Raw genomic sequence first — 23,265 nt, 5'->3', positions numbered from 1 at the left:
CCCCGGCCCTTCCACGCAGCCGTGCAGGCAGGCCCCCGCCCGCGGGATTTCCGCCCGGCTTGGAACCCGGAACGGGCGCTCAGGCGTCCCGGTGCACCGTGCCCGGGGAGAACGCCGGGGTGCAGATGGCGACGTACTCGGCGCCCTCCTCCTCCGGGGTGCTGTAGCGGACCCACTCGCCGGGTTCGCACACCACCGTCTGGCCGGCGTGCACGTCCATCACCCCGCCCTTGTGCTCCACCCGCAGCGTGCCCGCGAGCACCAGGGTGATTTCGCGGAACTCGGGCGTCTGGCCCGGCTCCTCCCAGCCGCCCGGGCTGCGCATGTGGGCCACGCTGATGTTGGACGTCTTGGAGGTCACCCGGCCCACGTACTCGTCGATGAGCTTCGGCTTGTTGCCCACCGCCGTCACACGGGTGGGCTTCGGGATGAGCGTGGGCATGCGGATGCTCCAGGAGGGGACGAAGGGGAACAGCAGCCATCCCTACCCTACCAGCGCGTCGCGTAGAGTGCCGCCGTGCTGACCGTCGACAACCATCCCCTCCTCGACCTCGTCGCCTTCACGTCCACCTGGGCCGCCCCCCTGGGAGACCTGCCCGCGCCCGACTGGCTGCAGGCCCTGCTGAAGCCCGGGGCCACCGCGCCCCTCCAGAGTGACGACGCCGTCCGGGGCGCCGTGCGCGACCTGCTCCGCCACGGCGGCTACAAGCCCACGGGCCGGGGCAAGCCCGCGTCCGAGTACCTGGTGCGGGCCTCCGGCGACGGCACCCTGGGCACCATCAACGCCGCGGTGGACGCGTGCAACGCCGTGTCGCTGCACAGCGGCCTGCCCATCAGCGTGGTGGACCTGGACCGCGCCCAGGCGCCCTTCCGCGTCTCCACCGCCATCCAGGGCGACCGCTACGTCTTCAACGCGTCGGGGCAGACCATCGACCTGGAGGGCCTGCTGTGCCTCTTCGACGCGCAGGGCCCGTGCGCCAACGCGGTGAAGGACGCCCAGCGCACCAAGACGGACGCCACCACGCGCCGCACGCTCACGCTGCTGTGGGGCACCAAGGAGCTCAAGGGCCACACCGAGCGCGCCTTCACCTGGTACCGCGAGCTGCTAGAGCGCCTGGGCGCCACCGTCGAGCGCGTCTAGCGGCTCTCCAGTCCCAACCCCGCCACGATGCGTCCGGCGATCTCATCCGGCGGTGGCGTCACGTCCACGGTGAACGCGTCGTCAGGCACCTCCATCGTCTCCAGCTGGCTGTCGAGCAGTGACGCCGGCATGAAGTGGCCCAGGCGCTTCTGGAGCCGCTCGCGGATGACGGACGCGGGCGCGTGCAGGTACACCCAGCGCTCGCGCTCGGCGTCCACGGTGAGGCGCGCGCGGTAGAACTGCTTGAGGCCGGAGAACGCCAGCACCAGGTCCTCGTCCTGCTCCAGGGCCTTCTCCATCCGCGCTCGCAGCAGCTCCAGCCAGGGCTGCCGGTCCACGTCCGTCAGCGGCGTGCCCTCGGCCATCTTCCGGCGGTTCTCCACCGAGTGCAGGTCGTCCGCGTCCACGAACGTCCACCCCAGCCGGTCCGCGAGCATCCGGCCCACCGTGGACTTCCCGGTGCCTGAGACGCCCATGACGATGACCACCATGCCGTTGTCGCCTCCCACTCACTCGCGCATCCCCCATGCTGCGGCCTCCGCCGCTCCGGCGCCACGCGAGAAGTGCCAGCGGTGACACACCGGACATCTCTTGAGCGTCCGCTGTCCAACGCCTCCGAGTCTCGGCCCGCCGCTCTTTCCACGTACCGGCGGCAAACCGCTACCCTCCTTCGCCATCATGACTTCCGTGGGAGCAACCCCCGGCCGGATGCTCACCCGGCTCCTCCTGTCCTGCATCGTCCTGGGTTCGGTGGCACTGGCGGCCTGCCGGGACCCCGCCGCCGCGTCCGGCACCGCCCTCTTCGTCACCGCGGACTTCGACCCCGCGCTCAACCTCACCCATCTGCGCGTCACCACCACCGTGGCGGACGGCACCACCGTGCCGGACGGGCTGCTGCCGGATGATTCCAGCCGCCTGCTGCGCAGCGGCGAGACGTTCCGCGTCCTGCTCGGGGGCGCGAGCGACGGCACCCAGGCCACCGTCCGCGTGGACGGCCTGCGCGAGGACGGCACCGTCGCCGCCACGGGTGAGGCGACCGCCAGCGTGCGTGACGGCTACGAGGTGGAGGCCAGCGTGCGGCTGACCGCCACGGGCGGCGGAGGCGGCGGCGGTACCTTCTGCCTGGACTGCCCGGACGGCTGCTGCCGCGAAGGCGTGTGCACGTCCCGCACGTTCCGCACCTGCGGCGTGGGCGGTGTCGCGTGCGAGGCCTGCGACGCGGACCGCACCGACTCCTGCACCAGCCGGGGGACCTGCGGCTGTGGCACCGGCCCGGCCTGCGGCATCAACGCCGACAGCTGCAAGGGCGGCAGGTGCTTCTGCGGCTCCAACAACGCCTGCGGCCCGGGCCTGGCGTGCATTGGTGGCTTCTGCAAGTGCGACCCGTCCACCTGCGCCGGCTGCTGCGACGGCAACAGCTGCATCCCCGCGCCCAACAAGAACCAGTGCGGCAAGGGCGGCCAGGCCTGCAAGAAGTGCGAGAAGCGCTGCAACCCGGACGGCAGCTGCGACTGAGGGCGCGCGCGACCACACGGGGCACGCTCACCGTGCCTTCGCGGTCAGCGCCCGGGCTGTCTCGACGAAGAGGCGCAGCGGCCCGGAGCGCTGCGCACGGCTGGGGTAGTAGAGGAAGAAGCCGGGGACGGTGGGTGCGTAGGCCTCCAGCACGCGCACGAGCTTCCCGCTGCGCAGCGACTCCTGCACCTCCGGCTCGAAGGCGTAGGTGAGCCCGGCGCCTGACTCGGCCAGGTATTTCATCACCGCGCCGTCGCTGGTGACGACGCCTCCGCGCACCGGCACGCGCCAGCTCCTGCGGCCCCGCTCCAGCTCCCAGGCATAGAGCGTCCCGGTCGTGTGTGAGCGGAAGGTGATGCACTCGTGGCGCAGCAGGTCCTCGGGCTTCCGGGGCGTCCCCCGGCGTTCGAGGTAGCGGGGCGAGCCCACCACCACGAAGCGGAAGGCGTCGGTGAGGCGCACCTGCACCATGTCACGCTCGATGGCCTCGCTCAGCCGCACGCCCGCGTCGTAGCCCTCCGCCACGATGTCCACGAAGCGCTGCTCGATGACGAGCTCCACCTCCACCCGGGGGTGGCGCTCGCGGAAGGTGGACAGCAACGGCCCCACGAAGGGGACGGCCATGGGTGGGGCCGACAGCCTCAGGCTGCCCACCGCCTCGCCGGGCTGGGCGGCCACATGGGTGAGGGCCGCCACGGCCTGCCCGAGTCCGGGGCCCGCCTCCTCCACCAGGCGCCGCCCTGCTTCGGTCAGCGCCACGCTGCGCGTCGTCCGGGTGAGCAGCACCACGCGGAGCTGCTCCTCGAGCACACGCACCGCCTTGCTGACCGCGGGCGTGGAGACCCCCAGCTCACGCGCCGCCCCGCTGAAGCTGCGCAGGCGCGCCACGGTGAGCAACACGTGCAACTGCGGAAGGAGGGCCGTCTTCATGGCGTGAGTCCCCTGCGAAGCCAGGCAGCGCCGGTGCGTTCTTAACCCTCGGTTAAGAGCCCATTGGCTTTCTTGCATCTAGTCCGGAGCGGTGCCGGGGCGTACTTCTTTCCCATCGCTTGAAGCACCCGCCCTCCGCGCGGCACTCCGCCGCCCAGGGCCACCGGAGGATCCACATGAGCAAGGTCTGGTTTGTCACAGGCGCCAGCAGTGGCATTGGCGCGGGAGTCGTCAGGGCCGCGCTGGAGGCGGGCGACCGCGTCGTCGCCACGGCGCGCAACGTGGAGAAGCTGCGGTCCGCCATCGGCGAGCAGGCGGGCGACCGGCTCGCGTTCGTGCCGCTGGACGTCACGAAGGAAGAGCAGGCCCGGCAGGCTGTCGCCGCCGCGGTCGAGCGGTTCGGTCGCATCGACGTGCTGGTCAACAACGCCGGGTACAGCCTCATCGGCAACCTGGAGTCGCTGACCCCTGCGCAGTTCGAGCAGCAGCTCGCGACCAACTTCCACGGCGTGCTGCACGTGCTGCGCGCGGTGCTCCCCGTCATGCGGCGGCAGCGCTCCGGGCGCATCCTCAACGTGTCCTCGATGGCCGGCGTCATCGGCTATGCGACGGTGAGCGCCTATGCGGCGTCGAAGTTCGCGGTCGAGGGGCTCTCGCTGTCGGTCGCCCAGGAGGTGGAGCGCTTCGGCATCAAGCTGACGCTCGTCGAACCCGGCTTCTTCCGCACCGACCTGCTCGCCCCCCAGTCCGTCGTGTACGGCGACATTGCCGTCGAGGGCTATGACGCGCCAGCGGCCGTCCGGGCGCAGTGGCAGGGCTACCACCACAATCAGTCCGGGGACCCCGCGAAGCTCGGCAAGGCGCTCGTGCGGCTGGCCGCGATGGACACGCCGCCGAAGCAGTTCTTCGCGGGGAGCGACGCGGTCAGCGGCATCACCGCCGACCTCGAGGCGCGGCTCGCCGAGGTGCGCGCACACAAGGACCTGTCGGTTTCGACGGACGGCGACTTCCAGCGCCCCGCCAATGACGAACAGAGGGAATCCCCATGAAGAAGCACGAGCAGACGCCTGAAGCGGACACGCAGGACCGGCGGGGGCTCAGCCGCCGTGACCTCCTGGCCCGCACGGCCCTCATCGGAGCAGGGGCGGCGGTCGGGACGTGGGCATGCGCCACGCCCTCCGTGCAGGGTGACAGAAACCGCACCGGACAACGCGGCATGATGAAGACGCGGAGGCTGGGAAGCCTGGAGGTCTCGGAGCTGGGGCACGGGTGCATGAGCATCAGCGCCAACTACGGTCCACCCGCGGATCGGAACCAGGGCATCCAGGTCATCCGGACGGCCCATGAGCAGGGCGTCACGTTCTTCGACACGGCCGAGGTCTACGGTCCCTACACGAACGAGGAGCTTGTCGGCGAAGCGCTCGCGCCCATCCGTGACAGGGTCGTCATCGCGACCAAGTTCGGCTTCAACCTCGAGGGCCCTCCGGGGCTGAACAGCCGGCCCGAGCACATCCGGAAGGTGGTAGAGGGTTCGCTGAAACGACTCAGGACGGACCGCATCGACCTCTACTACCAGCACCGCGTGGACCCCACGGTGCCCATCGAGGACGTGGCGGGCGCGGTGAAGGACCTGATCGCCCAGGGCAAGGTGCTGCACTTCGGCCTCTCCGAGGCGAGCGCGCAAACCATCCGCCGGGCGCATGCCGTTCAACCCGTCACCGCCGTCCAGACCGAGTACTCGTTCATGGAGCGGGACGCGGAGAAGAACGGCGTCCTCGCGGTGTGCGAGGAGCTGGGCATCGGCTTCGTTCCGTGGGGACCGCTGGGGATGGGGTTCCTGCCCGGGACGCTCGACGCGCGCACGAGGCTGGACCCGAAGACGGACCTTCGAGCCGGCTTCACGCGCTTCACCCCCGACAACCTGGCCGCGAACGCGCCCATCGTCGAGGCGCTGCGGAGCGTTGCCGCGAAGAAGGGCGCGACGCCCGCGCAGCTCGCGCTCGCGTGGCTGCTGTCGCGAAAGCCGTGGATCGTCCCCATCCCGGGGACGCGCAACCCCACGCACCTCGAGGAGAACCTGGGCGCCCGCCACGTCCAGCTGACGGCCGCGGAGCTTCACGAACTGGAGGCGGCATTCTCCAGGCTCACGGTGCACGGCGGCCGGATGAACCCGATGCAGATGGACGTGGTCGACACGTCGAAGTGACCGGTCGTGTCTACCGCACGGTGAACGGGCGCGAGCTTCCCGAGTACGGATGGATGCGCCCGTCCCAGCCCGACTTCCAGTTGCCCTCGTGTACCAGCCGGTACGTGCCCGGCTGGGCGTCCCTGGGAATGGGCCAGTCGATGCGCACCTGCGAACACGCGAGCGTGGGCACGCAGTACTCGCGCTGCCAGTGGTACAGCGCGGCGCCATCGCCGTCGTTCGCGATGTCCTTCCACGTGCCGTCCGCCTGCCGCTGCTGCACGCGCAGGAACGTCCCGCCCAGCTTCAAATCATTGCGCGGATGGCCGCCCCAGAAGGTGACGCTCGCCGTGTCGCCTCGCGCGTAGGCCGCCTTCGCCTCCTTCGCGACGGCGCCGAAGTCCACCCAGAGCAGCTTGTCGTCGAACACCACGCCGGGCTGCAGCCCCACCACCGCCTTGCGCAGGTCGCGCGGCGTGGGCCCGGGCGCGACGGCTGCCCCTTCGCGCAGGCTGGCCGCGAGCCCCGAGAAGGACTGCTGCAGCGCCGCCAGCGTCCACGGGCCGAAGTGCGTGGACGCGCCTTCATAGTCCTGCTTCGCGTACTCCTCGCGCGTGGCCACGTAGCCTGAGTAGGCATTGGCCGGCCCCGCGATGACCACGTCCGTCACGCCCGCGCCCTGCAGCTGCGCGCGCACCGTGTCGCGCAGGCGCCGGCCCGCCATGGTGGTCACCTCGAAGGGCACCGCCACCAGCGCCAGCGGCCCCACCGTCACCACCTGGAGCGGCAGTACCTCCGGGGACCACGGGTAGGGCTTCATGGTGCCCATCTCCAGCACGATGGGCTTCTCCCCCTGGCAGGGCGTGGTGACGGCGGCGCAGGAGAACTGGCTCCACACGTCGTGCACGGACTCGCACGTGGCCCCTTCCGAACCGAAGCCGGGCCCGTCCTCCGCGCCGGCAATCATGGACAGGCCGATGGCCGCGGGGCAGGTGCGGTGCGCGCTGCCATCCGCGAACGCGGGCGCGACGTCCACCGCGTCCATCTTCACGTAGGTGTGCCGGTAGTCCACGCCGCCCATCACGGGCATGCCCGCGTTCGTCCACAGGTGCTCGGCGAAGTCGTACTGCTTCTTCGCGGAGATGGCCGCGTCCTCGAAGTCGTTCGCGCCGCCGCCGTTCGTGCCGCCCAGGACGTTGGGCGTGACGTCGCCCTCGTTGGAGTTGGCGAACGCCGCGACGAAGGTGTCCGGGCCTCCGGGCGTCCGGCCCCCCTTCTCCACCTCGAAGGTGTGCGCCGCCATGCCCTTGTTGTCGCCGCTGATGTACGGGTTGGTGTTGCCAAAGGACGTGGCGTGCACGGCGAACCAGTTGACGAGCCCCAGCTCGCGCCCGTCCGCGCCCGTCATCCGCAGCAACGTCATGCGCGTGTCCACGTTGTCGGGATAGCGGGCGCGCTCGGCCTCCGGATTGCGCAGGTAGGCGTCCGGCGAGCGGTTGGCGCTGGCGCCGTGAAGGTCCCCCGAGGCCAGCCGCAGCGAGCCCTCGGCCAGGCGCGCGTTGGCGCGAAGGATGGAGTCGGTGATGCCGGAGACGATGGCCTCGAAGTTCTGCGGCACGAAGCCGAAGGTGGTCAGGTTGTAGAACGTGTAGTGGGAAAAGCCGCCCGGCCCGGAGTGCGTGTGCGTGGCGCTCAGCAGCACGTTGTCGTCGGAGAACGTGTCACCCAGCTTCGCGCGCAGCCGCTCCACCACCTGCTGCTTCACCGCCTGGAACACCATGCCCAGGTCCGCGCTGACGAAGGCCACCTTCTTGCCGTTGCAGGGCGACGCGATGACGAACGCCCGTGAGAAGAGCCGCAGGTGGATGCCCTCCGTCTTCTGGCCCACCTGCCCGTAGCCCATCATCCCCACCTCCGCCGCGGGGCCCGTGATGTCCGAGCGCGCCGCGCCGATGAGGAAGTTCGACGAGCCCGCGCAGGCGTTCGCCGGAGCTTGGGGTGACGGCTCCTGTGCGCGGGCCGGGCCCAGCGCCAGCACGCAGCCCAGCAGCAACCCGAGCACGGGGGCGAGGCGGGCATTCAGCGTGCGCATGGCATCCTCCACGGCCTTCCGGCAAGAAGCAGGGCCCCGGAAGGCGGCGCACCCAGCGTGTCGCCATTGCCCCCCGAAGGGCAGCGCGCGCGAGGGCAGGCCGTCCGGCGCTCCACACTCGAACACGGGAGCGCGGCGGATTCAGTCCAGTTCGCGGCAGCGGACGGGCAGCGCGCTGCTTCGCACGCACGCGGAATGCGGGCTTTGGCTCAGGCGACGCGTGCGGCCCGCGCGGCGGCGTGCAGGGTGACGCGGAAGGTGGCGCCGTGGCCCGGCGTGGACTCCGCGGCGATGGTGCCGCCCAGCGCGCGCACGATGGTGTCGCAGATGGACAGGCCCAGGCCGGTGCCCTGGCCCGGCGCCTTGGTGGTGAAGAAGGGGTCGAAGATGCGGCGGAGCAGCTCCGGCGCGATGCCCCGGCCCGTGTCGCGCACCTCCACCACGACCCGGCCGTCGTCGTCCATGCGGCTGATGAGGCGGATTTCGTGCGCGTCCGTGAAGCCCTCCGGAATCGCGTGCGCGGCGTTGATGACCAGGTTCAGGAACACCTGGAACAGCTTGCCCTCGTTGGCGCGCACCGTCGGCACGGCGCCGTACTGCTTCACCAGCCGGGCGCGCGGCCGGATTTCACTGGCCGCCATCTGCGCGACGGAGTCCAGCACGCGGTGCAGGTCCACCGCCTCCTCGTGCGCGTCGTCCACGCGGGAGAAGACCTTGAGCTGGCGGACGATCTGGCGCATCCGCTCGGAGCCTTCCCGCGCGTCGTCCAGCACCTGCTGGTACTCCAGCAGCTCCTCGGTGCCCAGGGGGCGGGGCATGGGGCCCAGCGCGCGGTGCAGGAACTCCAGGTTGGACAGCACGTAGGACAGCGGGTTGTTCAGCTCGTGCGCGATGCCCGCGGCCAGCATGCCCATGGAGGCGAGCCGGTCCCCCAGCATGAGCTGCGCCTGCATGTGCTTGCGCTCGGTGAAGTCGCGCGCCACCGTCACGCGCGCGGGCACGCCGTCGAAGAGCACGCCCAGCGTCACCAGGTCCGCGCTCACCACCTGCCCGTCGCGGCGCACCAGCGGGACTTCATGCGAGCGGGCCGCCAGCGCCCCGTCCTGCGCCTCCTCCAGGTGGCGGCGCGCCACCTCCTGGTCCTCGCGCCGCACCAGGCCCAACAGGTGCCGGCCGAGCAGCTCCGCCGGGTCCTGGTAGCCCAGGTAGTTGGCCATGGCCGGGTTCACCGACAGGAGCATGCCGTCCGTGGTGTGCACCACCACGGGGTCCGGGAACCCTTCGATGAGCAGGTGGAAGCCGGCCTCCGTGCGGCGCAGCGCCGTCTCCGTGCGCATGCGCAGCGCGTCCGTGGTGTGCTGCTCCAGCGCCAGCGACAGCGCGCCGGCCGCGCCGGAGAGCAGCTTCACCTCCACGTGTGACCAGGGCCGCGCGTCGTCGCAGTTGTCGAAGCCGATGAAGCCGAACGGCTCGCCGTGCACCACCAGGGGCAGCACCAGCAGCGAGCGGATGCCCTGCGCCAGGAGCACGGGCGCGTTGTCCGCGCCGAAGTCCTCCGGCGCGCCCTGCACGGCCTCGCCCCGGTGCAGCTGCTGCAGCTGGGGCAGCGTGAAGGCCTGGTCCACGGGCCACGCCTGCGTGTCCGGGTTGTCCAGCTCGCGCGAGATGCCGGGCGCGCACCACTCCGCGCGCTGGGACTGGAGGATGCGTCCGGAGCCGTCGCGGTGGAACTCGAAGACGTAGGCGCGGCTGGCGCCCGCGACGCGGCCCAGCGGATCCAGGATGGAGTTGTACAAATCCCCGGAGGCCTCCGGCGCCAGCAGCCGCCGCTGCACCTCCACCATGGCGCCCAGGTAGCGCTCGCGCGTGGCGGCGGCGTCCTCCGCCAGGCGGCGCGGGGTGACGTCCACCAGCGTGCCCAGCACGCCCCCCAGGTGCTCCGGATCCGCGGTGGCGGACAGCTCCACCCAGCGCGGCTGCGTGCCGCCGGACATCCGCAGCTCCAGCCGCGTGGGCGCGTCCGTGCGCGCGGAGGCCGTGCGCGACAGCAGCGCCCGCGCCTGGTCCCGGTCCTCCGGATGGAACAGCTCCACCAGCGCGCGGCCCGTCCACGCGTGCACGGGGGCTCCGACCAGGCGCTCCCACGCGGGGCTCGCCAGGACGAGCCGGCCCGCGGCGTCCAGTTCGAAGAGCACCTCACGAAGGAGCGAGCCGGCGCGCTGGAAGCGGCGCGTGTCCACGAGGTCGCTCGCGACGGATGACTGCCCCAGGGCAGTGGCGCTCCCCGTCTCGCGTTGCTCCTGCGACACCGCGGCCTCCTTCATCACGGATGAAACGGAATGAAACCTGGATTGAAGGAAAACCCACCCCGTGCGTCCGGGCTGAAGCCCTCTCTCCGTCTCACCGCGGCCTGAAGCATAGGGCGCGCGAATGTTTCAAAGTCAATGGACCCACCCGGGACTCAAGGGTTTCCCTCTGTATCAGGAGGCTCCCAGCCCCCGGGGATTCCAGAACGTGGACGTTGACGGCGGTCCCCCAGCAGGCGTGCAGGCACGCCGCCGACGATGGCCCACGGAGGCACGTCGCGCGTGACGACGGCGCCCATCCCAATCACCGCGTGGTCGCCCACGGTGACGCCGTCGGTGATGCCCGCGTTGGCGCCCACCCAGACGTCCTGGCCGATCACGATGCCCCTGGACGTGACGGGCTGTTCGCGCACGGGGCGGTCCGGCGCGAGCCCGTGGTCGAAGGCGTAGAGCGTGGCGCCGGTGGCGATGCGGCTGCCCTCGCCGATGCGGATCCCGCACGCGCCGCCATCCAGGCTCACGCGCGCGTTGAGGCTGACGCGAGGCCCCAGCACCACGGGCCCGTGCACGAAGGCGTCCGCGCCAATGCTGCACCCCGGCCCGATGCGCACCGTGCGGCCGGGCTCCGCGAAGATGCGCGCCTCCGGGGCGATGAAGCAGCCTTCGGCGATTTCGACGGTCTCCAGCGCGCGCAGGCGGTCCTGCACCTCGCGCTGCCAGGCCTCCGCCCACTCGCGGTGGCGCGGCTTCAGGCTGAAGTAGAGCCACGGCATCCACGACAGCCGCAGCTTGTGTTGTTCACGGCGTTGCGCGTCCAGGTCCACGCCGTCCTGACTACCACGGGCGCGGCTTCAGCCGGACGCGGGCTCCACGCTGAAGAGGCAGCGCTCGCGCTCCTGCGCCACGACCTCCTCGTCCAGGGGCACGGGGGAATGGCGGCAGAGCAGGTCGTCCGGCTCCCACGGGTACGGCTGGCCATTCAAGCGCACGCGCCCTTCGGCCACCGCGCGCGTGGCCTCCACGAGCGACAGCCCGGACAGGTCCCGCATCAGCGCCTCGAAGCGGCCCTGGCGCTCTGGCGTGGAGAAGTGGAAGCGGCCGCGCGCGACGACGGCCAGGTGGTACCACATGGGCCGGAAGGCCACGCCCGCGAGGCCCAGGCGCTGCGCCATGGTGAGCAGCACCTCCGTCGTCTCGCGCGACAGGCCCAGGCCGGGCACCTCCTGGCCGGGCAGCTGCGGGCGCTTGTCGCTGAAGCGCGCGCGCGGGTGGCGCAGGGACAGCCAGTTGGCGAAGAGGAAGGTCTCGCCCTGGAGGACCTTCTTCTCCAGCACGGAGTCCGACAGCAGGTGCTCGCGGCCGCCCGCGTGGCCCAGCACCATGATGCGGTCGCCGGTGCCGCCGGTGGAGGCCACCTGCACGCGCAGGCGGCTGTAGCCCAGGCGCTCCACGTACGACAGCAGGCCGTAGCGGAAGAGGGCGTACTCGATGCCCTGCGCGGTGTAGTGGCCCAGCACGCGCGGCTGCACCTCCGGCCCCAGCCGCAGCGGGCCCTCCAGGTCCTCCAGCGAGAAGGGCTCCCACTCCGGCGCCTTGCCCGCGGTGCTGGCCGTCTCCGGATCCAACAGGTTCGCGATGCGCTGGAAGCGCGCGCTCAGCGGGTCATAGCGCGCGGTGATGCGCTGGTGGCCCAGCCCCGCGAGCACCAGCACGGTGCCCGCGAACAGCTTCCAGGACTCCGCGTGGTAGCCGCCGCCGGGCAGCCACACGCTGGCCTGGCCCCGCAGCGCCGCGGCGATGGCCACGTCGCGCTTGCGCGCGCCCTGAAGCGTGATGCCCACGCGACCGAAGCGGTCCCCGGACAGCACGTCCCCGCCCGCGATGACGAAGGTGATGTCGGAAGCGGGCATGCGCGCGAGCAGGTCCTTCACCTTCTGCACGTAGGTGACGTCGTCGCAGCCGTCCGGCACGCGCGTCTCATCCACGCCGGGGGGCAGCACGCCCCAGTCGCTGCCGGACACGGAGCCGATCCACGTCTTCGGCTGACCGGCGAGGCACGCGGCGGTGCCATCCGGAGGGTGCGCGTCCAGGTCCAGCACGGCCACGGAGCCGTCGAAGCCGGCGGCGCGCAGGTCCGCCACGGCCACGGCGATGTCGTTGACGGTGCAGAAGCCGCCGCCCTTGTCCGGGCGCGCGTGGTGGAAGCCACCGGCCATGTTGACCACGGGCCCCTGCCTCGCGAGCGCCAGCCGGGCCGCGCCCAGCGTGCCGCCGCACACGAGCCGCACGCTGTCCAGGAGCGCGTCCACGGGGACCTCCGACGGGTCGGTGGCGTAGATGCGCGCGAGGGTGGCGGGGTCGGAGAGGGATTCGAGGTAGCGGGCGTCATGCACGCGCGCCAGCTGCGCGTAGGACACGGGCACGGGGTGGCGCACGTCCGCGGCGCGCACCACGCCGGACTCCAGCAGGTACCAGGTGGTGAAGTCGGTGCCGCGCGGCTCGATGCCCACGGAGGACTCGATGCCGGAGAGGGGCAGGCGGTAGGACTCGTCGTAGAAGACGTGCACCCGGCCGCGGCCCAGGCCCAGCTTCCACAGCCACGCTTGAATCATCCGCGCCTCGCGGGCGGCTGGGAGTGGCGGGCGTTCACGGGGACCAGGGACACGGGAGGCGGGTCGAAAAGGGTGGTGGCCCCTTCATCACGCGCGGGGGCCGTGAGCGCAAGGCTCATTCCACGGGGCGCTGGGCCTCCTCGCGCAGGGCGGGGCTGCGGCGGCGCACGGTGCGGGCGGCGACGGTGACGAACAGCGCCCACGCAAGCCCGGCCACCCAGCCACCCAGTACGTCCGTGGGGTAGTGCACGCCCAGGTACACGCGGGTGCAGCCCACGAGGACGGAGAGGATGAGGGCGACGGAGAGCAGGTAGACCTTCACGCGGCGGTGTTCGGAGAACTGGGCCAGCAGCGCGCCGAGCGTGAGGTAGGTGATGGCGGACAGCATGGCGTGTCCACTGGGGAAGCTGGTGGACAGGGTCTCGGTGAGGTGGGGCACCACCGAGGGGCGCGGGCGGTGGAACAGGTTCTTGAGCGCCGCGTTGAGGATCCACCCTCCGACAATGGAGGACAGGACGAAGAGGCTGGTGCGGTAGCGGCGAGCCACCAGCAGGAAGCCGCACACGGCCGCGGTGAGGATCGCCAGGACGGGGAAGCCGCCCAGGGACGTCACGTCGCGAGCGGTCTCCGAAAGCCACCAGGGGCCCCGGGGCATCGCGGGGTCCTCCTCGCGGCGCAGGGAGCGGACGATGCGCTCGTCGATGTCCTGCGTGTCGCCTTCATGCACCTCGTCCGACAGGACGACGAAGCCCAGGACGCACGCCACCACGAGCAGCAGCAGCCCCAGGGGCCGCGTCACCATCGCGTCCCAACCCGACACCCACCGCCATGGCCCTCGTGACATGGCCGTGACTTAAGACAGCGGGTGCGGGCTGGCCACGGGCTTTTCGCGGCGAGTGTCGGACAGGCTCCAGGCTCCAGGTTCTCAGGGGTTCTGGACGGACAGGGCCAGGGCTTCCGCGCCCGCGGCCTTCGCGCCGTCGAGGGCGCTGATGAGCCGCGTGTACGGGGCGCGGGCGTCCGGCTGGAAGAACAGGCCGCGCTGGCCCTTGGGACGGGCCTCCAGGAAGGTCCGCAGGCGGGGCACGAACTCCGCTTCGCTCACGGGTTCGCCTTCCAGCAGGAGCGTGCCGTCCGCGGTGAGCCGCACGAGCCCGGGGGCCAGCTCCCTGGAGGTGGGGGCGTCTTCGGCGGAGGCGGTCTGCATGGGCGGGAGCTGGAGCTGGAGCTCGCCGCGCAGGAGCGGGGTCATGACCATGAAGATGATCAACAGCACGAGGACCACGTCCACGAGCGGCGTGACGTTGATGTCGGCCTGGAGACCGGACTGGGGCTTCACGATGGCGGAGCGTCTGGCGTGCATGGCGGTCCTCCTCAGTTCTTCTTCATGGAGACACCCAGGGACACCTTCTGCGCGCCCGCGTCCCGTGACGGGTTCAGGACGCCCAGCACGTCGCCGCAGGTCAGCGTCTCATCCGCCTTGAGGAGCAGCTTGCGGTCGGGTTGGGCGCGCAGCTCCTGCTGGACGCGTTCCTTGAAGCTCGCGGCATCCGGGAAGACCTCCTGGCCGGCGGACAGGACCTTGTCGGCGGCGAGGAAGAAGACGAACGGTTCTGGCTTCTCATGCTGCTCACCCTCGGCGGCGGTGGGCAGGGCGACGTCCTTGTCCTCCTGGGCCAGCGGCGTCATGACCATGAAGATGATCAGCAGCACCAGCACCACGTCGACCAGCGGCGTGACGTTGATGTCCGACTTCACTCCGCCCCTGCCTCCCACGGCCATTCCCATGCAAAGCCTCCGCGCGAGCACCTGCGAGTCGGAAGCCATGGGACCACGGAGCCGGGCTGGCGTTGGCCTTGGGCAGTCAGTGGTTCGGTCATCGTTCGGTCACGGGTGGGCTCAGACGTCCTGATAGGCGTAGGGCACGTCAGGGACATGGGGTCTTGCCCGGTGTCCGCCAGTGCTGGCCGAAGTTCATGGTGCGCACACGCAAGGCGTCCACATCCACCGGGCGGCCCTCCACGACGTAGCTCGATGTGTTGGGTGGACCCGAGAAACGGGGCCGCCACTCGTTCTGATAGGCCATGATTCCTCTTCAGCGGCGTACGCCCCTGGACGCTCTGCTTCCGGGAGCATTGTCAGGGGAGTGTGGCCTGTTATCACCCGGTCACGTTCCCACCGGGAGGCACCCGCATATGGCCATCGCCACCATCAGCCCCACCACCGGCAAGACGCTGCGCACGTTCAATGTGCTCTCGTCCGAGGAGCTGGAGCGCAAGCTGCAAAAGGCCGCGGACACGTTCCGCTCCTACCGCGAGACGTCCTTCGCCGACCGCGCCCGCTGGATGCGCCGCGCCGCTGAAATCCTCGAGGTCGAGGCCGAACGCTTCGGCCGCATGATGACGGAGGAGATGGGCAAGCCCCTGGAGGCCGCCAAGGCCGAGTCCATCAAGAGCGCCACCGCGTGCCGCTACTACGTCACCCGCGCGGAGAAACTCCTGCGCGACACGCCCATCGACGTGGATGGCGACACCGCCTTCGTGCGCTACCAGCCCCTGGGCCCCGTCCTCGCCATCATGCCGTGGAACTTCCCCTTCTGGCAGGTCGTCCGCTTCGCCGCCCCCGCCCTCATGGCCGGCAACGTGGGCCTCCTCAAACACGCCAGCAACGTGCCCCAGTGCGCCATCGCTCTTGAAGAAATCTTCCGCACCGCCGGCTTCCCCGAAGGCGCCTTCCAATCCCTGTTCATCGAAACGTCGGAGGTGAACCGCGTCATCGAGGATCCGCGCGTGAAGGCCGTCACCCTCACCGGCAGCGAGGGCGCCGGCCGCGCCGTGGGAGCCGCCGCGGGCCGCGCCATCAAGAAGGTCGTCCTGGAGCTGGGCGGGAGCGACCCGTTCATCGTCATGCCCAGCGCGGACCTGGACAAGGCCGTGCACACCGCCGTGTCCGCGCGCCTCATCAACAACGGCCAGTCCTGCATCGCCGCCAAGCGCTTCATCGTCGCCGAGCCCATCGCCCAGGAGTTCGAACGCCGCTTCGTCGAACGCATGAAGACCATGGTGGTCGGTGACCCCATGGACCCGAAGACGGACGTCGGGCCGCTCGCCACGCCCGGCATCCTCGAAGGGCTGCACGCCCAGGTAGAGGAGAGCGTCAAGGCCGGCACCCGGCTGCTCCTGGGCGGCAAGCCCCAGGGCGGCCCCGGCAACTTCTACCCGCCCACCGTCCTGGCGGATCCGCCTCCCAAGGCCCCCGCCTTCCATGACGAGCTCTTCGGCCCCGTGGCCACGCTGCTGCGCGCCCGCGACCTGGAGCACGCCATCGAGCTGGCCAACGCGACGCCCTTCGGCCTGGGCGCCAGCGTCTGGACCCAGGACGCGAACGAGCAGCGCCGGCTCATCGACGGCATCGAGGCCGGCATGGTCTTCGTCAACGCGCTCGTCGCCTCCGACGCGCGCCTGCCCTTCGGCGGAGTGAAGCACTCCGGCCACGGCCGCGAGCTGGCCGACCTGGGCATCCGCGAGTTCGTCAACGCGAAGACCGTCCGCATCACCAGCGCGTCCGGCGCTCCGCCGCCGTCGAAGCACGCGGGCGAATAGCCTTCGCGCCTCAGCGCGTGCGCACCCTGCCGTCCATGGGTGCGCCGTGCACCTCTTCCAGCGCGGACGTCACCGCGTCCACCTCCGCGCCCAGCTGCTCCACGCTGTGCCTCAGGCCCGCGCCCGCCACGTCCGCGTCCGCCGCGTCCGCCGAGCGCACCCGCAGCACCTGCGCGTAGAGGTTCTCCAGCGTGTACGCCAGGCGCGTGAACTCGGCCTCCAGCCGGTCCGCCGCCTTGGTCAGCTCCGCGCGCTGGCGCACCTGTTCATCCAGCACCTGCAACGCCGCGCGCAGCCGGTCGCGCACCACCGCGTCCTCCTCCGACGCCCAGCGCGTCTCCAGCTTCTTGCGCTCGTCCGCCAGCCGCTGCACGTCCTCCGGCGGCGCCACCGTGCGCAGCTCGCGCTCGCGGCGGATGAGCTCATGGCAGCTCTTGCGCAGGTCCTGCACGGTGCGCTCCGGCGAGCGCACCATCTCCTGCAACACGCCCTTCCCCGCGCGCAGCTCCGCGAGCAGCTTCTCGCAGACGGCGTCCACCCGCGTCAGGCGCGGATCCGAGGGCGCGTCCGGCATCTTCACCTGTGGCAGCACCGGCGCGGGCGGCTCCTCCACGCGCGTCAGCAGCGGGTTGTTGGCCGGGCGCAGGTGCTTCGCGGCGCCCTTGAAGAACCCGAGCGCCACGAACACGAGCCACCAGTACTGGTTCGGCAGCCGCAGCACCGTGGCGATGCACGCCAGCGCGACGATGAGCATCCCCACGCCCACCACCGGGTTGCGCGAGGCCTCCTCCCGCGCCGCCCGCTCCGCGCGCTTCGCATCGCGGTGCGCCTGCTGCTGGGCGATGTACGCGTCGCGCTTGGCCTGCCGCTCCGCGCGGCGCAGGGCCTCCTTCGACTCACGCTCCCACTGCTTCTCCCAGCGCTGGCGCTCCCGCTCCGCGCCGCGCTCCCACTCCCGCTCCCAGCGGTCGCGCTCCTTGTCGGTGGGCAGGCGGCCCATCCGGCGCACCCAGGCTTCCAGGGCCGCGTCCTTGCGCGCGCGTCCCTCCTCGATGGCCGCCTCCAGCCGGCGCAGGCGCTCGGCCGCGTCGTGAGGGGGCGAGGAGGCAGGGGGCGCTTCGCGGTCTCGGGGCACGAGGTGACGCTAACAACTTCTCCGGGGGTTGGGGACTGTCGCGGGCCGCCCCATAAGCCCAGGTGTTGAGCCAGTGGCGCGCGGCGGGCAGGCGGACGCGGACGCGCGGTGGTCCGCTGTGAACGGATGCGGTACTGGGTGGGCACGATGACCCTTCCCACCGCCGCCACCCGCCGCTACCAGAGGTTCGCCCTGGGCGTGCTCCTCTACAGCCTGGGCGTCATCCTCTGGGGCGCGTTCGTGCGCGCCACCGGCTCCGGCGCGGGCTGCGGCGACCACTGGCCCGTCTGCAACGGCGAGGTGGTGCCGCGCGCGCCGTCCATCCAGACCCTCATCGAATACACGCACCGGCTCACCAGCGGCCTGGCCACGCTGCTCGCCGTGGCCCTCTACGTCTGGGGCCGCCGCGAGTTCCCCAAGGGCCACCCGGGCCGCAAGGCGGCGTTCTGGGCGCTGGTGTTCATGCTCACCGAAGGCCTGGTGGGCGCGGGCATCGTGCTCTTGAAGTACGTGGCGCAGGACGCGCGCCTGGGCCGCGCGGTGTGGATGGGCTTGCACCTGACCAACACCTTCCTCCTGGTGGGCGCGCAGACGCTGGTGGTGTGGGCGTCGAAGGGCCGCGCGCGCATGGTGCTGCGGGGCCAGGGCCCGGTGGGCGTGGTGCTGGGCGCGAGCATCCTCGGCATGCTGGTGCTGGGCATCAGCGGCGCGGTGGCCGCGCTGGGGGACACGCTGTTCCCCGCGACCAGCCTGGCGCACGGGTTCGAGCAGGACCTGTCGGAGGCGGCGCACGTGCTGCTGCGGCTGCGCGTGTTCCACCCCATCATCGCGGTGGCCATGGGCGCGCTGCTGGTGTTCGGCGGCCGCTGGGTGGCGCGGCTGCGGCCCTCGCCGGACGTGCGGCGCGCTTCCGCGCTGCTCACCGGCGTGTACGTCGCGCAGCTGGGCGCGGGCGTCGTGAACCTGGTGCTGCTGGCGCCCGTGGCGATGCAGCTGGTGCACCTGCTGCTCGCGGACTGCGTGTGGATGTGCGTGGTGCGGCTGTGCGCGGCGGGGCTCGCGGAGGACGCACCTCGCCTGGAGCCCGCGGCCGAGCCCGCCTCCCGCGTGGAGCCGGTGTAGCGCCTCAGCCCCGGAGTCCCCGGGGCACCAGCACGCGCGCCACCGCCTCGAAGAGGCCGCTGACCCCCAGCGCGAGCACCGCCGCGGGCACCGCGCCTTCCAAGATGAGCCCCACGTCGTCCAGCCGGATGCCGGTGAGGATGGGCTGGCCGTAGCCGCCCGCGCCCACCAGCGCGCCCAGCGTCGCGGTGCCCACGTTGATGACCGCCGCCGTCTGGATGCCCGCGAGGATGGACGCCGCGGCCATGGGCAATTCGATGCGCCACAGCCTGGCGCCGGACGGCAGGCCGAGCGCCCGAGCGGACTCGCGCACCTCCCACGGGATGCCCTGCAGCCCCGCCGCCGTGTTCCGCACGATGGGCAGCAGGCTGTAGAGGAACAGCGCCGCGATGGCCGGCTTCGAGCCGATGCCCAAGAGCGGAATCATGAACACCAGCAGCGCCAGCGACGGCACCGTCTGGATGACGCTGGAGAGGCCCAGCACGCCCTGCCCCAGGCGCGGACGGCGCGCGGCCACCACGCCCAGCGGGATGGCCAGCGCGATGGCCGCCACCAGTGACAGCCCCACGAGGAACAGGTGCTCGCGCGTGCGCTGCCAGAGGCGCGCGCCCCGCCCGTCCGAGCGCACCTCCGCCGCCAGGCCCATTGTCGCCCGGAGGAAGCCCGCGGCGACCTGTGCTTCCGGCATGCGCTCCAGCCGCGCGCGGGCGTTGAGCTGGACCATCTTCGCCTCCGTCAGCGAGCCCTCCAGCCGGCGCAGCGCCTGGACCACTCGAGGCGCGCGGGTCTCCAGGTCCGCGCGGTACAGGAGCACGGCGTCGTACGCGGGGAAGTGGTGCCGGTCATCCTCCAGCACGCGCAAGCCATAGGCGGCGATCTCCGCGTCCGTGGAGTACAGGTCCGTGAGCTGGATCGCTCCGCTCTCCATGCCCCGGTACGCCAGGTCGTGGTCCAGGCCGCGCACGTCGCGCTGGGGCAGGCCGTACGCGTCACGCAGCGCGGGCCAGCCGTCGCCCCGCTGCATGAACTCGTTGCTGAAGCCCACGCGCAGCCCCGGGTGCGCCCTCAAGTCAGAGATGCGGCGGATGCCCAGCCGCTGGGCCTCCGCTTCCTTCATGCCCAGCGCGTACGTGTTGTTGAAGCCCAGCGGCGCGCTCATCCGCAGGCCCTCGCCCGCGAGCGCCTTCATCAGCGCCACGTCGTCCGGCAGCGCGCGGCCCACGAGCAGCTCCTGGCGCAGCGTGCCGGTGTACTCGGGATAGACGTCCAGCTCGCCCCGGCGCAGCGCCTCCCACAGCACCGTGGTGCCGCCCAGCTCGCGCCGGTGCGAGGCTCGCGCGCCCGCGTCCTTCGCCACCTGCGTCACCATCTCCCCGAGGATGACGGACTCGGTGAACTTCTTGGACCCCACTCGCACCTGGGGCCCGCCGTCGTCGGTGCTCGTGCACGCGACGCCCCACAGCAGCAACGCCAACGCCAGCGCGCGCGTCATCCCGGCCTCCGCAGCGGCAGCGGGCGCTGCGCCTGGATGAACCGCGTGACGAACGGATCCGCGGGCCGCGACTCCAGCGCGTCCAGCGTGCCCTGCTGCACCACCTGGCCGTCGCGCATCAGCACGATGCCGTCCCCCAGGAAGGCGGCCTCCGCCAGGTCGTGGGTGACGAGCACCACCGTCTTGCCCAACCGCTCGAAGATGCCGCGCAGGTCCGCCTGGAGGTCATGGCGCACCAGCGGATCCAACGCACCCAGCGGCTCATCCAGGAGCAGCACGTCCGGGTCCAGCATCAACGCGCGCATCAACGCCACGCGCTGCCGCTGGCCTCCGGAGAGCTCGCTGGGAAACCGCTCCAGTGCATCGGAGGGCAGGCGCGTCAGGTCCATCAATTGGGCCAGGCGCTCGCGGATCCGCGCCTCCGGCCAGCGCAGGTGCCTCGCCATCAACGTGACGTTCCGCTCGCCGGTGAGGTGCGGGAACAGGCCGCCGCCCTGGAGCGCGTAGCCCACGCGGCGGCGCACGGCGAGCAGCGCGTCCTCGTCCGAAGGCAGGGGCTGGCCGTCGAACACCACGCGCCCCGTGTCGGGCCGCAGCAGGCCGTTGAGCAGCCGCAGCAGCGTGGACTTCCCGCAGCCGCTGGGCCCGATGAGCACCGTGGTGGCGCCCCTGGGCAGCTTCAAGTCCAGCGGGTGCAGGGCCTGCGCTTCACCCAAGCGCTTGGACACACCTTCCAGGAGGAACACGGACGCCACGTCCCTTTCAGCGCGGAGCGAACACGCCATTGCAGGCGGGGGGAAAGGGGAAGGTCGCGTTCGCGGGGAGGCTGCAGGCCGCGAACAGGCCCCAGACCTGCCGCTCCACACCGCCGGCCCAGACCTGGATGTCGCCGCCGCCTTCCGGCGAGGGCGCGGTGAAGCGGGAGCAGCGCGTGGCCAGGCCCTCCACGTAGCAGTCGCGCAGCTCCACGGGGCTCGCGCCGGGGAGCGCGTCGCGCAGCTCCTCCACGCTCCGGTCGCGCCAGCGCTCCACCTGGGCCGAGCCCGGCTGCACCGGCAGGAAGACGCTCCAGGAGAAGGTGGACGTGGGGCAGCGGATCCTCCCCGCGCGCGTCGTCGAGTCCGCCAGGTCGCACTCCGCCGGCAGGTACAGCACCCGCCACGGCAGCCGGGGCGGCGTGATGAGCGCGGACGGGGACAGCGTGTCGCCTTCCGGGTTGCCCCGCGTGGCCAGGTACGCGAACAGCTCCAGGCACCGGCCCAGCCCCGCCCGGACCGGCTCGCGCGCCACGCAGCCCAGCTGCCGCACGTGGCCCGCGGAGGGCGTCACCGCCGTCACGTAGCCGCCCACCGTGCAGGCGCTGTCACCGGAGCACCGCTGCTCGAAGCGCAGGGACGGGTGCGGCTGTCCCGCGAGCGGCAGCTCTCCCCGGGCCTCCGTGAGGTTCGTGCCCAGCCGGGCCTGGACGCGCTCGCGGCCGGAGTCCACGGCCTGCGCCTCGCTCAGGCCGGCCTGTTCGTGCAGCCACACGGAGAGCGCGCCGCAGCGGTAGGTGCGCGACGCGGCGCTGTCCGGGACGGGAACACAGCCGTCGAAGAGGTCGCGCGCGTCCTGGACGAAGGGGCCCGAGGGCGTGACGCCCACGGCCGGGACCGCGGGCACCACCGGCACGGTCGCCTGACACGCGCCCAGCAGCGTCCCCAGTGCCACCCCCACCGCCGCCAGTGCCGTGCGCATCCGCGAGGGATTAGGCGCCGGACCCGGCCGAGTCAACCGGCCCGTCGGCCCGACGCCCACCGCGCTACACACGCGCGGGCCCTACTGCTTCTTCATCTGCTTCTCGAGCTCCTTCGCCTGCGTCTCGTTGCCGCTGACGGTGCGCTCGGTGTCGCTCAGGAGCGCCAGGAAGCTGGCGTCGTTCTTGTACTCCTTGCGGCCCTCCTTGAGGATGTCCTTGCCCTTCTTCTGGTCCTCCGCGATGCGCGTCAGGAAGGCCTTGTCGAACTCGGGGCCCTGCTTCGCCTGGAGCTTGGTGATCTCCGCGTTCGTCTCGTCGACGGCCTTGCCCAGCTTCTCGCCGGAGCCCTTCATCTTCTCCTGGTAGCCCTCCTGCACGCCGGAGCCGCCCGTGCCCTGCGCCTCGGACGTCTGGTTGCTGTCGCTGAGCGCGCTGACCTCCACCTTCTTCTGCTGGGCCCAGTCGCGCAGCTGGCTCTGGCTGTTCTCGTGGTCCTCGCGCAGCTTGGTGGCGAACTGCTTCACCTGAGGGTCCGTGGCCTGCTGCTCCGCGAGCCGCGCCAGCTTGATCTGCCGGTTGTTGAAGACGGCCAGCTTGCCCACGTACTGCACGCGCCTGGCGGCGGCCTCACCCACGGCCTTGCCCTGCTTGCTCTCGTGCTTTTCCTGCTTGGACATGTCCTCCTGGGCGTGGGCCGCGAAGCCCATCAGCCCCGTCATCACCGCCGCCGTCACCGCCCGCGTCTTCCAATTCGTCTTGCTCATGGTCCCTGCCTCCCCCGCCTTCGCGGATGCACGTTTGACGGGGGCAAGGTGTGGACGCGGAAGCCCGGTGCCAGCATCGCCTGGCCGAGCGCCCCACCCTCGGGGGCAGAGGCCCAAAGTCACTCCGCGGGCAGCAGGCCGCGCACCACCGCGCCGCGCCCCTGCGCCGTGGCCTGGGCCCAGCCGCGCAGCAGCGCCAGCACCTCCGAGGAGAAGCACGGCGTGTCCATCAGCGTGACGGTGGTGGACGCCCCGCCCGTCTGCGCCTGTTCGAAGCGCGCGGTGAGCCAGCAGGCCCCGGCGCCAACGCCCTCGGGCACCGTGCGCGACACCTCCAGCTCCAGGAGCGCGGAGGGCCTCAGCCACCCTTCGGCCCAGCGCAGCCGCCGCTCCAGCAGCGCGGCCAGGGGCTCGCCGTCCGCGGACGACAGGGAGGGCAGGTACACCTCGCGCAGGAAGGGCGGCTCGCGGGTCAGCGCGTGCGCCATGGCGCGCAGCCACAGGCGGCAGTCGCGCAGCACGTCCGCGGAGGGTGCGTCGAAGGGAGGCAGCGGGTGTCGCGTCGCGGACCGCCGGCTGCCCTTGCGGTCCGCCTCCACCTCCACGAAGGGGGACCTGTCTCTTATACACC

The 23,265-nt window shown here is 71.7% G+C and carries 22 protein-coding genes; 6 read left to right on the top strand and 16 right to left on the bottom strand.

The window, feature by feature from the left end; all coding sequences use genetic code 11:
• Window positions 1-79 precede the first annotated feature (79 nt).
• Window positions 80-442 (bottom strand): cupin domain-containing protein, encoded by a 363-nt coding sequence (locus D7X55_RS13320; protein WP_120547286.1) that lies wholly within the window; start codon window positions 440-442, stop codon window positions 80-82.
• A gap of 75 nt (window positions 443-517) precedes the next feature.
• Here D7X55_RS13320 and D7X55_RS13315 point away from each other — a divergent pair, with 75 nt between their 5' ends.
• Window positions 518-1,141 carry a phenylalanine--tRNA ligase beta subunit-related protein gene (locus tag D7X55_RS13315; protein WP_121723257.1) on the top strand — a complete coding sequence of 208 codons (624 nt, stop codon included), beginning with the start codon at window positions 518-520 and terminating at the stop codon, window positions 1,139-1,141.
• On the opposite strand, the gene D7X55_RS13310 is transcribed toward D7X55_RS13315, so the two are convergent.
• Window positions 1,138-1,632 carry a gluconokinase gene (locus D7X55_RS13310; RefSeq protein WP_121723260.1) on the bottom strand — a complete coding sequence of 165 codons (495 nt, stop codon included), beginning with the start codon at window positions 1,630-1,632 and terminating at the stop codon, window positions 1,138-1,140. The genes D7X55_RS13315 and D7X55_RS13310 overlap by 4 nt on opposite strands.
• Window positions 1,633-1,849: 217 nt before the next feature.
• On the opposite strand from D7X55_RS13310, the gene D7X55_RS13305 reads away from it, so the two are divergent.
• Complete coding sequence (locus tag D7X55_RS13305; RefSeq protein WP_233609833.1) at window positions 1,850-2,656, top strand: hypothetical protein; 807 nt, start codon at window positions 1,850-1,852, stop codon at window positions 2,654-2,656.
• A gap of 27 nt (window positions 2,657-2,683) precedes the next feature.
• Here the strand turns inward: D7X55_RS13305 and D7X55_RS13300 are convergent, their stop codons facing one another.
• A complete protein-coding gene (locus D7X55_RS13300; protein ID WP_121723256.1) occupies window positions 2,684-3,586 on the bottom strand; it encodes a LysR family transcriptional regulator in 903 nt (300 codons plus the stop codon).
• Window positions 3,587-3,762: 176 nt separating this feature from the next.
• On the opposite strand from D7X55_RS13300, the gene D7X55_RS13295 reads away from it, so the two are divergent.
• Both D7X55_RS13295 and D7X55_RS13290 read left to right on the top strand, forming a co-directional pair.
• Entirely contained in the window at window positions 3,763-4,635 is an 873-nt protein-coding gene (locus D7X55_RS13295) for an SDR family NAD(P)-dependent oxidoreductase (protein ID WP_121723255.1), read from the top strand.
• Window positions 4,632-5,792 carry an aldo/keto reductase gene (locus D7X55_RS13290; protein WP_120547280.1) on the top strand — a complete coding sequence of 387 codons (1,161 nt, stop codon included), beginning with the start codon at window positions 4,632-4,634 and terminating at the stop codon, window positions 5,790-5,792. Before D7X55_RS13295 ends, D7X55_RS13290 begins: the two co-directional genes overlap by 4 nt.
• A 10-nt stretch (window positions 5,793-5,802) precedes the next feature.
• Here the strand turns inward: D7X55_RS13290 and D7X55_RS13285 are convergent, their stop codons facing one another.
• The 7 genes from D7X55_RS13285 to D7X55_RS13255 form a co-directional block, all read right to left on the bottom strand.
• Complete coding sequence (locus D7X55_RS13285; RefSeq protein ID WP_121723254.1) at window positions 5,803-7,863, bottom strand: neutral/alkaline ceramidase; 2,061 nt, start codon at window positions 7,861-7,863, stop codon at window positions 5,803-5,805.
• 209 nt (window positions 7,864-8,072) lie between these two features.
• Window positions 8,073-10,172 carry an ATP-binding protein gene (locus D7X55_RS13280; protein ID WP_120547320.1) on the bottom strand — a complete coding sequence of 700 codons (2,100 nt, stop codon included), beginning with the start codon at window positions 10,170-10,172 and terminating at the stop codon, window positions 8,073-8,075.
• 152 nt (window positions 10,173-10,324) lie between these two features.
• Window positions 10,325-10,993, bottom strand: coding sequence for an acyltransferase (locus D7X55_RS13275; protein WP_120547279.1), 669 nt, complete (start codon window positions 10,991-10,993; stop codon window positions 10,325-10,327).
• Window positions 10,994-11,020: 27 nt separating this feature from the next.
• On the bottom strand, window positions 11,021-12,781 hold the full coding sequence (locus tag D7X55_RS13270; RefSeq protein WP_121723253.1) for a histone deacetylase: 1,761 nt from the start codon (window positions 12,779-12,781) through the stop codon (window positions 11,021-11,023).
• A 115-nt stretch (window positions 12,782-12,896) separates the two neighbouring features.
• Window positions 12,897-13,625, bottom strand: a complete 729-nt coding sequence (locus tag D7X55_RS13265) for a phosphatase PAP2 family protein (RefSeq protein ID WP_121723252.1) — start codon at window positions 13,623-13,625, stop codon at window positions 12,897-12,899.
• Window positions 13,626-13,706: 81 nt separating this feature from the next.
• Window positions 13,707-14,144 carry a biopolymer transporter ExbD gene (locus D7X55_RS13260; protein ID WP_120547274.1) on the bottom strand — a complete coding sequence of 146 codons (438 nt, stop codon included), beginning with the start codon at window positions 14,142-14,144 and terminating at the stop codon, window positions 13,707-13,709.
• An 11-nt stretch (window positions 14,145-14,155) separates the two neighbouring features.
• Window positions 14,156-14,569, bottom strand: coding sequence for a biopolymer transporter ExbD (locus D7X55_RS13255; RefSeq protein ID WP_121723251.1), 414 nt, complete (start codon window positions 14,567-14,569; stop codon window positions 14,156-14,158).
• Window positions 14,570-14,976: 407 nt separating this feature from the next.
• Between D7X55_RS13255 and D7X55_RS13250 the strand changes: the two genes are divergently transcribed.
• Window positions 14,977-16,383, top strand: a complete 1,407-nt coding sequence (locus D7X55_RS13250) for an NAD-dependent succinate-semialdehyde dehydrogenase (RefSeq protein ID WP_120547272.1) — start codon at window positions 14,977-14,979, stop codon at window positions 16,381-16,383.
• A gap of 10 nt (window positions 16,384-16,393) precedes the next feature.
• On the opposite strand, the gene D7X55_RS13245 is transcribed toward D7X55_RS13250, so the two are convergent.
• Complete coding sequence (locus D7X55_RS13245) at window positions 16,394-17,518, bottom strand: hypothetical protein (RefSeq protein ID WP_121723250.1); 1,125 nt, start codon at window positions 17,516-17,518, stop codon at window positions 16,394-16,396.
• A 147-nt stretch (window positions 17,519-17,665) separates the two neighbouring features.
• On the opposite strand from D7X55_RS13245, the gene D7X55_RS13240 reads away from it, so the two are divergent.
• Window positions 17,666-18,640: a COX15/CtaA family protein gene (locus tag D7X55_RS13240; RefSeq protein WP_121723258.1), complete on the top strand. Its 975-nt coding sequence runs from the start codon at window positions 17,666-17,668 to the stop codon at window positions 18,638-18,640.
• A 4-nt stretch (window positions 18,641-18,644) separates the two neighbouring features.
• On the opposite strand, the gene D7X55_RS13235 is transcribed toward D7X55_RS13240, so the two are convergent.
• The 5 genes from D7X55_RS13235 to D7X55_RS43335 all read right to left on the bottom strand — a co-directional run.
• Complete coding sequence (locus tag D7X55_RS13235; protein WP_120547270.1) at window positions 18,645-20,132, bottom strand: glycine betaine ABC transporter substrate-binding protein; 1,488 nt, start codon at window positions 20,130-20,132, stop codon at window positions 18,645-18,647.
• Window positions 20,129-20,917 (bottom strand): ATP-binding cassette domain-containing protein, encoded by a 789-nt coding sequence (locus tag D7X55_RS13230; protein ID WP_370450130.1) that lies wholly within the window; start codon window positions 20,915-20,917, stop codon window positions 20,129-20,131. Before D7X55_RS13230 ends, D7X55_RS13235 begins: the two co-directional genes overlap by 4 nt.
• On the bottom strand, window positions 20,895-21,869 hold the full coding sequence (locus D7X55_RS13225; protein ID WP_120547269.1) for a hypothetical protein: 975 nt from the start codon (window positions 21,867-21,869) through the stop codon (window positions 20,895-20,897). The genes D7X55_RS13230 and D7X55_RS13225 overlap by 23 nt, the downstream gene beginning before the upstream one ends.
• An 81-nt stretch (window positions 21,870-21,950) precedes the next feature.
• Entirely contained in the window at window positions 21,951-22,634 is a 684-nt protein-coding gene (locus D7X55_RS13220; protein WP_120547268.1) for a DUF4142 domain-containing protein, read from the bottom strand.
• Between the two features lie 119 nt (window positions 22,635-22,753).
• Window positions 22,754-23,265: hypothetical protein (locus tag D7X55_RS43335; protein WP_158626368.1), on the bottom strand; the 512-nt coding region annotated here is incomplete at its 5' end.

The sequence above is a fragment of the Corallococcus sp. AB049A genome (assembly GCF_003668885.1).
GTDB classification, from domain to species: Bacteria; Myxococcota; Myxococcia; order Myxococcales; family Myxococcaceae; genus Corallococcus; species Corallococcus interemptor.
Note: the sequence above shows the minus strand (reverse complement) of the source record. Positions and strands in the feature narration are given on the sequence as shown.

Excerpts from the sequence above, each read along its gene's own strand:
- D7X55_RS13320 (WP_120547286.1), bottom strand. The coding sequence starts at position 442 with ATGCCCACGCTCATCCCGAAGCCCACCCGTGTGACGGCGGTGGGCAAC.
- D7X55_RS13310 (WP_121723260.1), bottom strand. The coding sequence starts at position 1,632 with ATGGTGGTCATCGTCATGGGCGTCTCAGGCACCGGGAAGTCCACGGTG.
- D7X55_RS13305 (WP_233609833.1), top strand. The coding sequence starts at position 1,850 with ATGCTCACCCGGCTCCTCCTGTCCTGCATCGTCCTGGGTTCGGTGGCA.
- D7X55_RS13300 (WP_121723256.1), bottom strand. The coding sequence starts at position 3,586 with ATGAAGACGGCCCTCCTTCCGCAGTTGCACGTGTTGCTCACCGTGGCG.
- D7X55_RS13295 (WP_121723255.1), top strand. The coding sequence starts at position 3,763 with ATGAGCAAGGTCTGGTTTGTCACAGGCGCCAGCAGTGGCATTGGCGCG.
- D7X55_RS13290 (WP_120547280.1), top strand. The coding sequence starts at position 4,632 with ATGAAGAAGCACGAGCAGACGCCTGAAGCGGACACGCAGGACCGGCGG.
- D7X55_RS13285 (WP_121723254.1), bottom strand. The coding sequence starts at position 7,863 with ATGCGCACGCTGAATGCCCGCCTCGCCCCCGTGCTCGGGTTGCTGCTG.
- D7X55_RS13270 (WP_121723253.1), bottom strand. The coding sequence starts at position 12,781 with ATGATTCAAGCGTGGCTGTGGAAGCTGGGCCTGGGCCGCGGCCGGGTG.
- D7X55_RS13265 (WP_121723252.1), bottom strand. The coding sequence starts at position 13,625 with ATGTCACGAGGGCCATGGCGGTGGGTGTCGGGTTGGGACGCGATGGTG.
- D7X55_RS13260 (WP_120547274.1), bottom strand. The coding sequence starts at position 14,144 with ATGCACGCCAGACGCTCCGCCATCGTGAAGCCCCAGTCCGGTCTCCAG.
- D7X55_RS13255 (WP_121723251.1), bottom strand. The coding sequence starts at position 14,569 with ATGGGAATGGCCGTGGGAGGCAGGGGCGGAGTGAAGTCGGACATCAAC.
- D7X55_RS13250 (WP_120547272.1), top strand. The coding sequence starts at position 14,977 with ATGGCCATCGCCACCATCAGCCCCACCACCGGCAAGACGCTGCGCACG.
- D7X55_RS13240 (WP_121723258.1), top strand. The coding sequence starts at position 17,666 with ATGACCCTTCCCACCGCCGCCACCCGCCGCTACCAGAGGTTCGCCCTG.
- D7X55_RS13235 (WP_120547270.1), bottom strand. The coding sequence starts at position 20,132 with ATGACGCGCGCGCTGGCGTTGGCGTTGCTGCTGTGGGGCGTCGCGTGC.
- D7X55_RS13230 (WP_370450130.1), bottom strand. The coding sequence starts at position 20,917 with ATGGCGTGTTCGCTCCGCGCTGAAAGGGACGTGGCGTCCGTGTTCCTC.
- D7X55_RS13225 (WP_120547269.1), bottom strand. The coding sequence starts at position 21,869 with ATGCGCACGGCACTGGCGGCGGTGGGGGTGGCACTGGGGACGCTGCTG.
- D7X55_RS13220 (WP_120547268.1), bottom strand. The coding sequence starts at position 22,634 with ATGAGCAAGACGAATTGGAAGACGCGGGCGGTGACGGCGGCGGTGATG.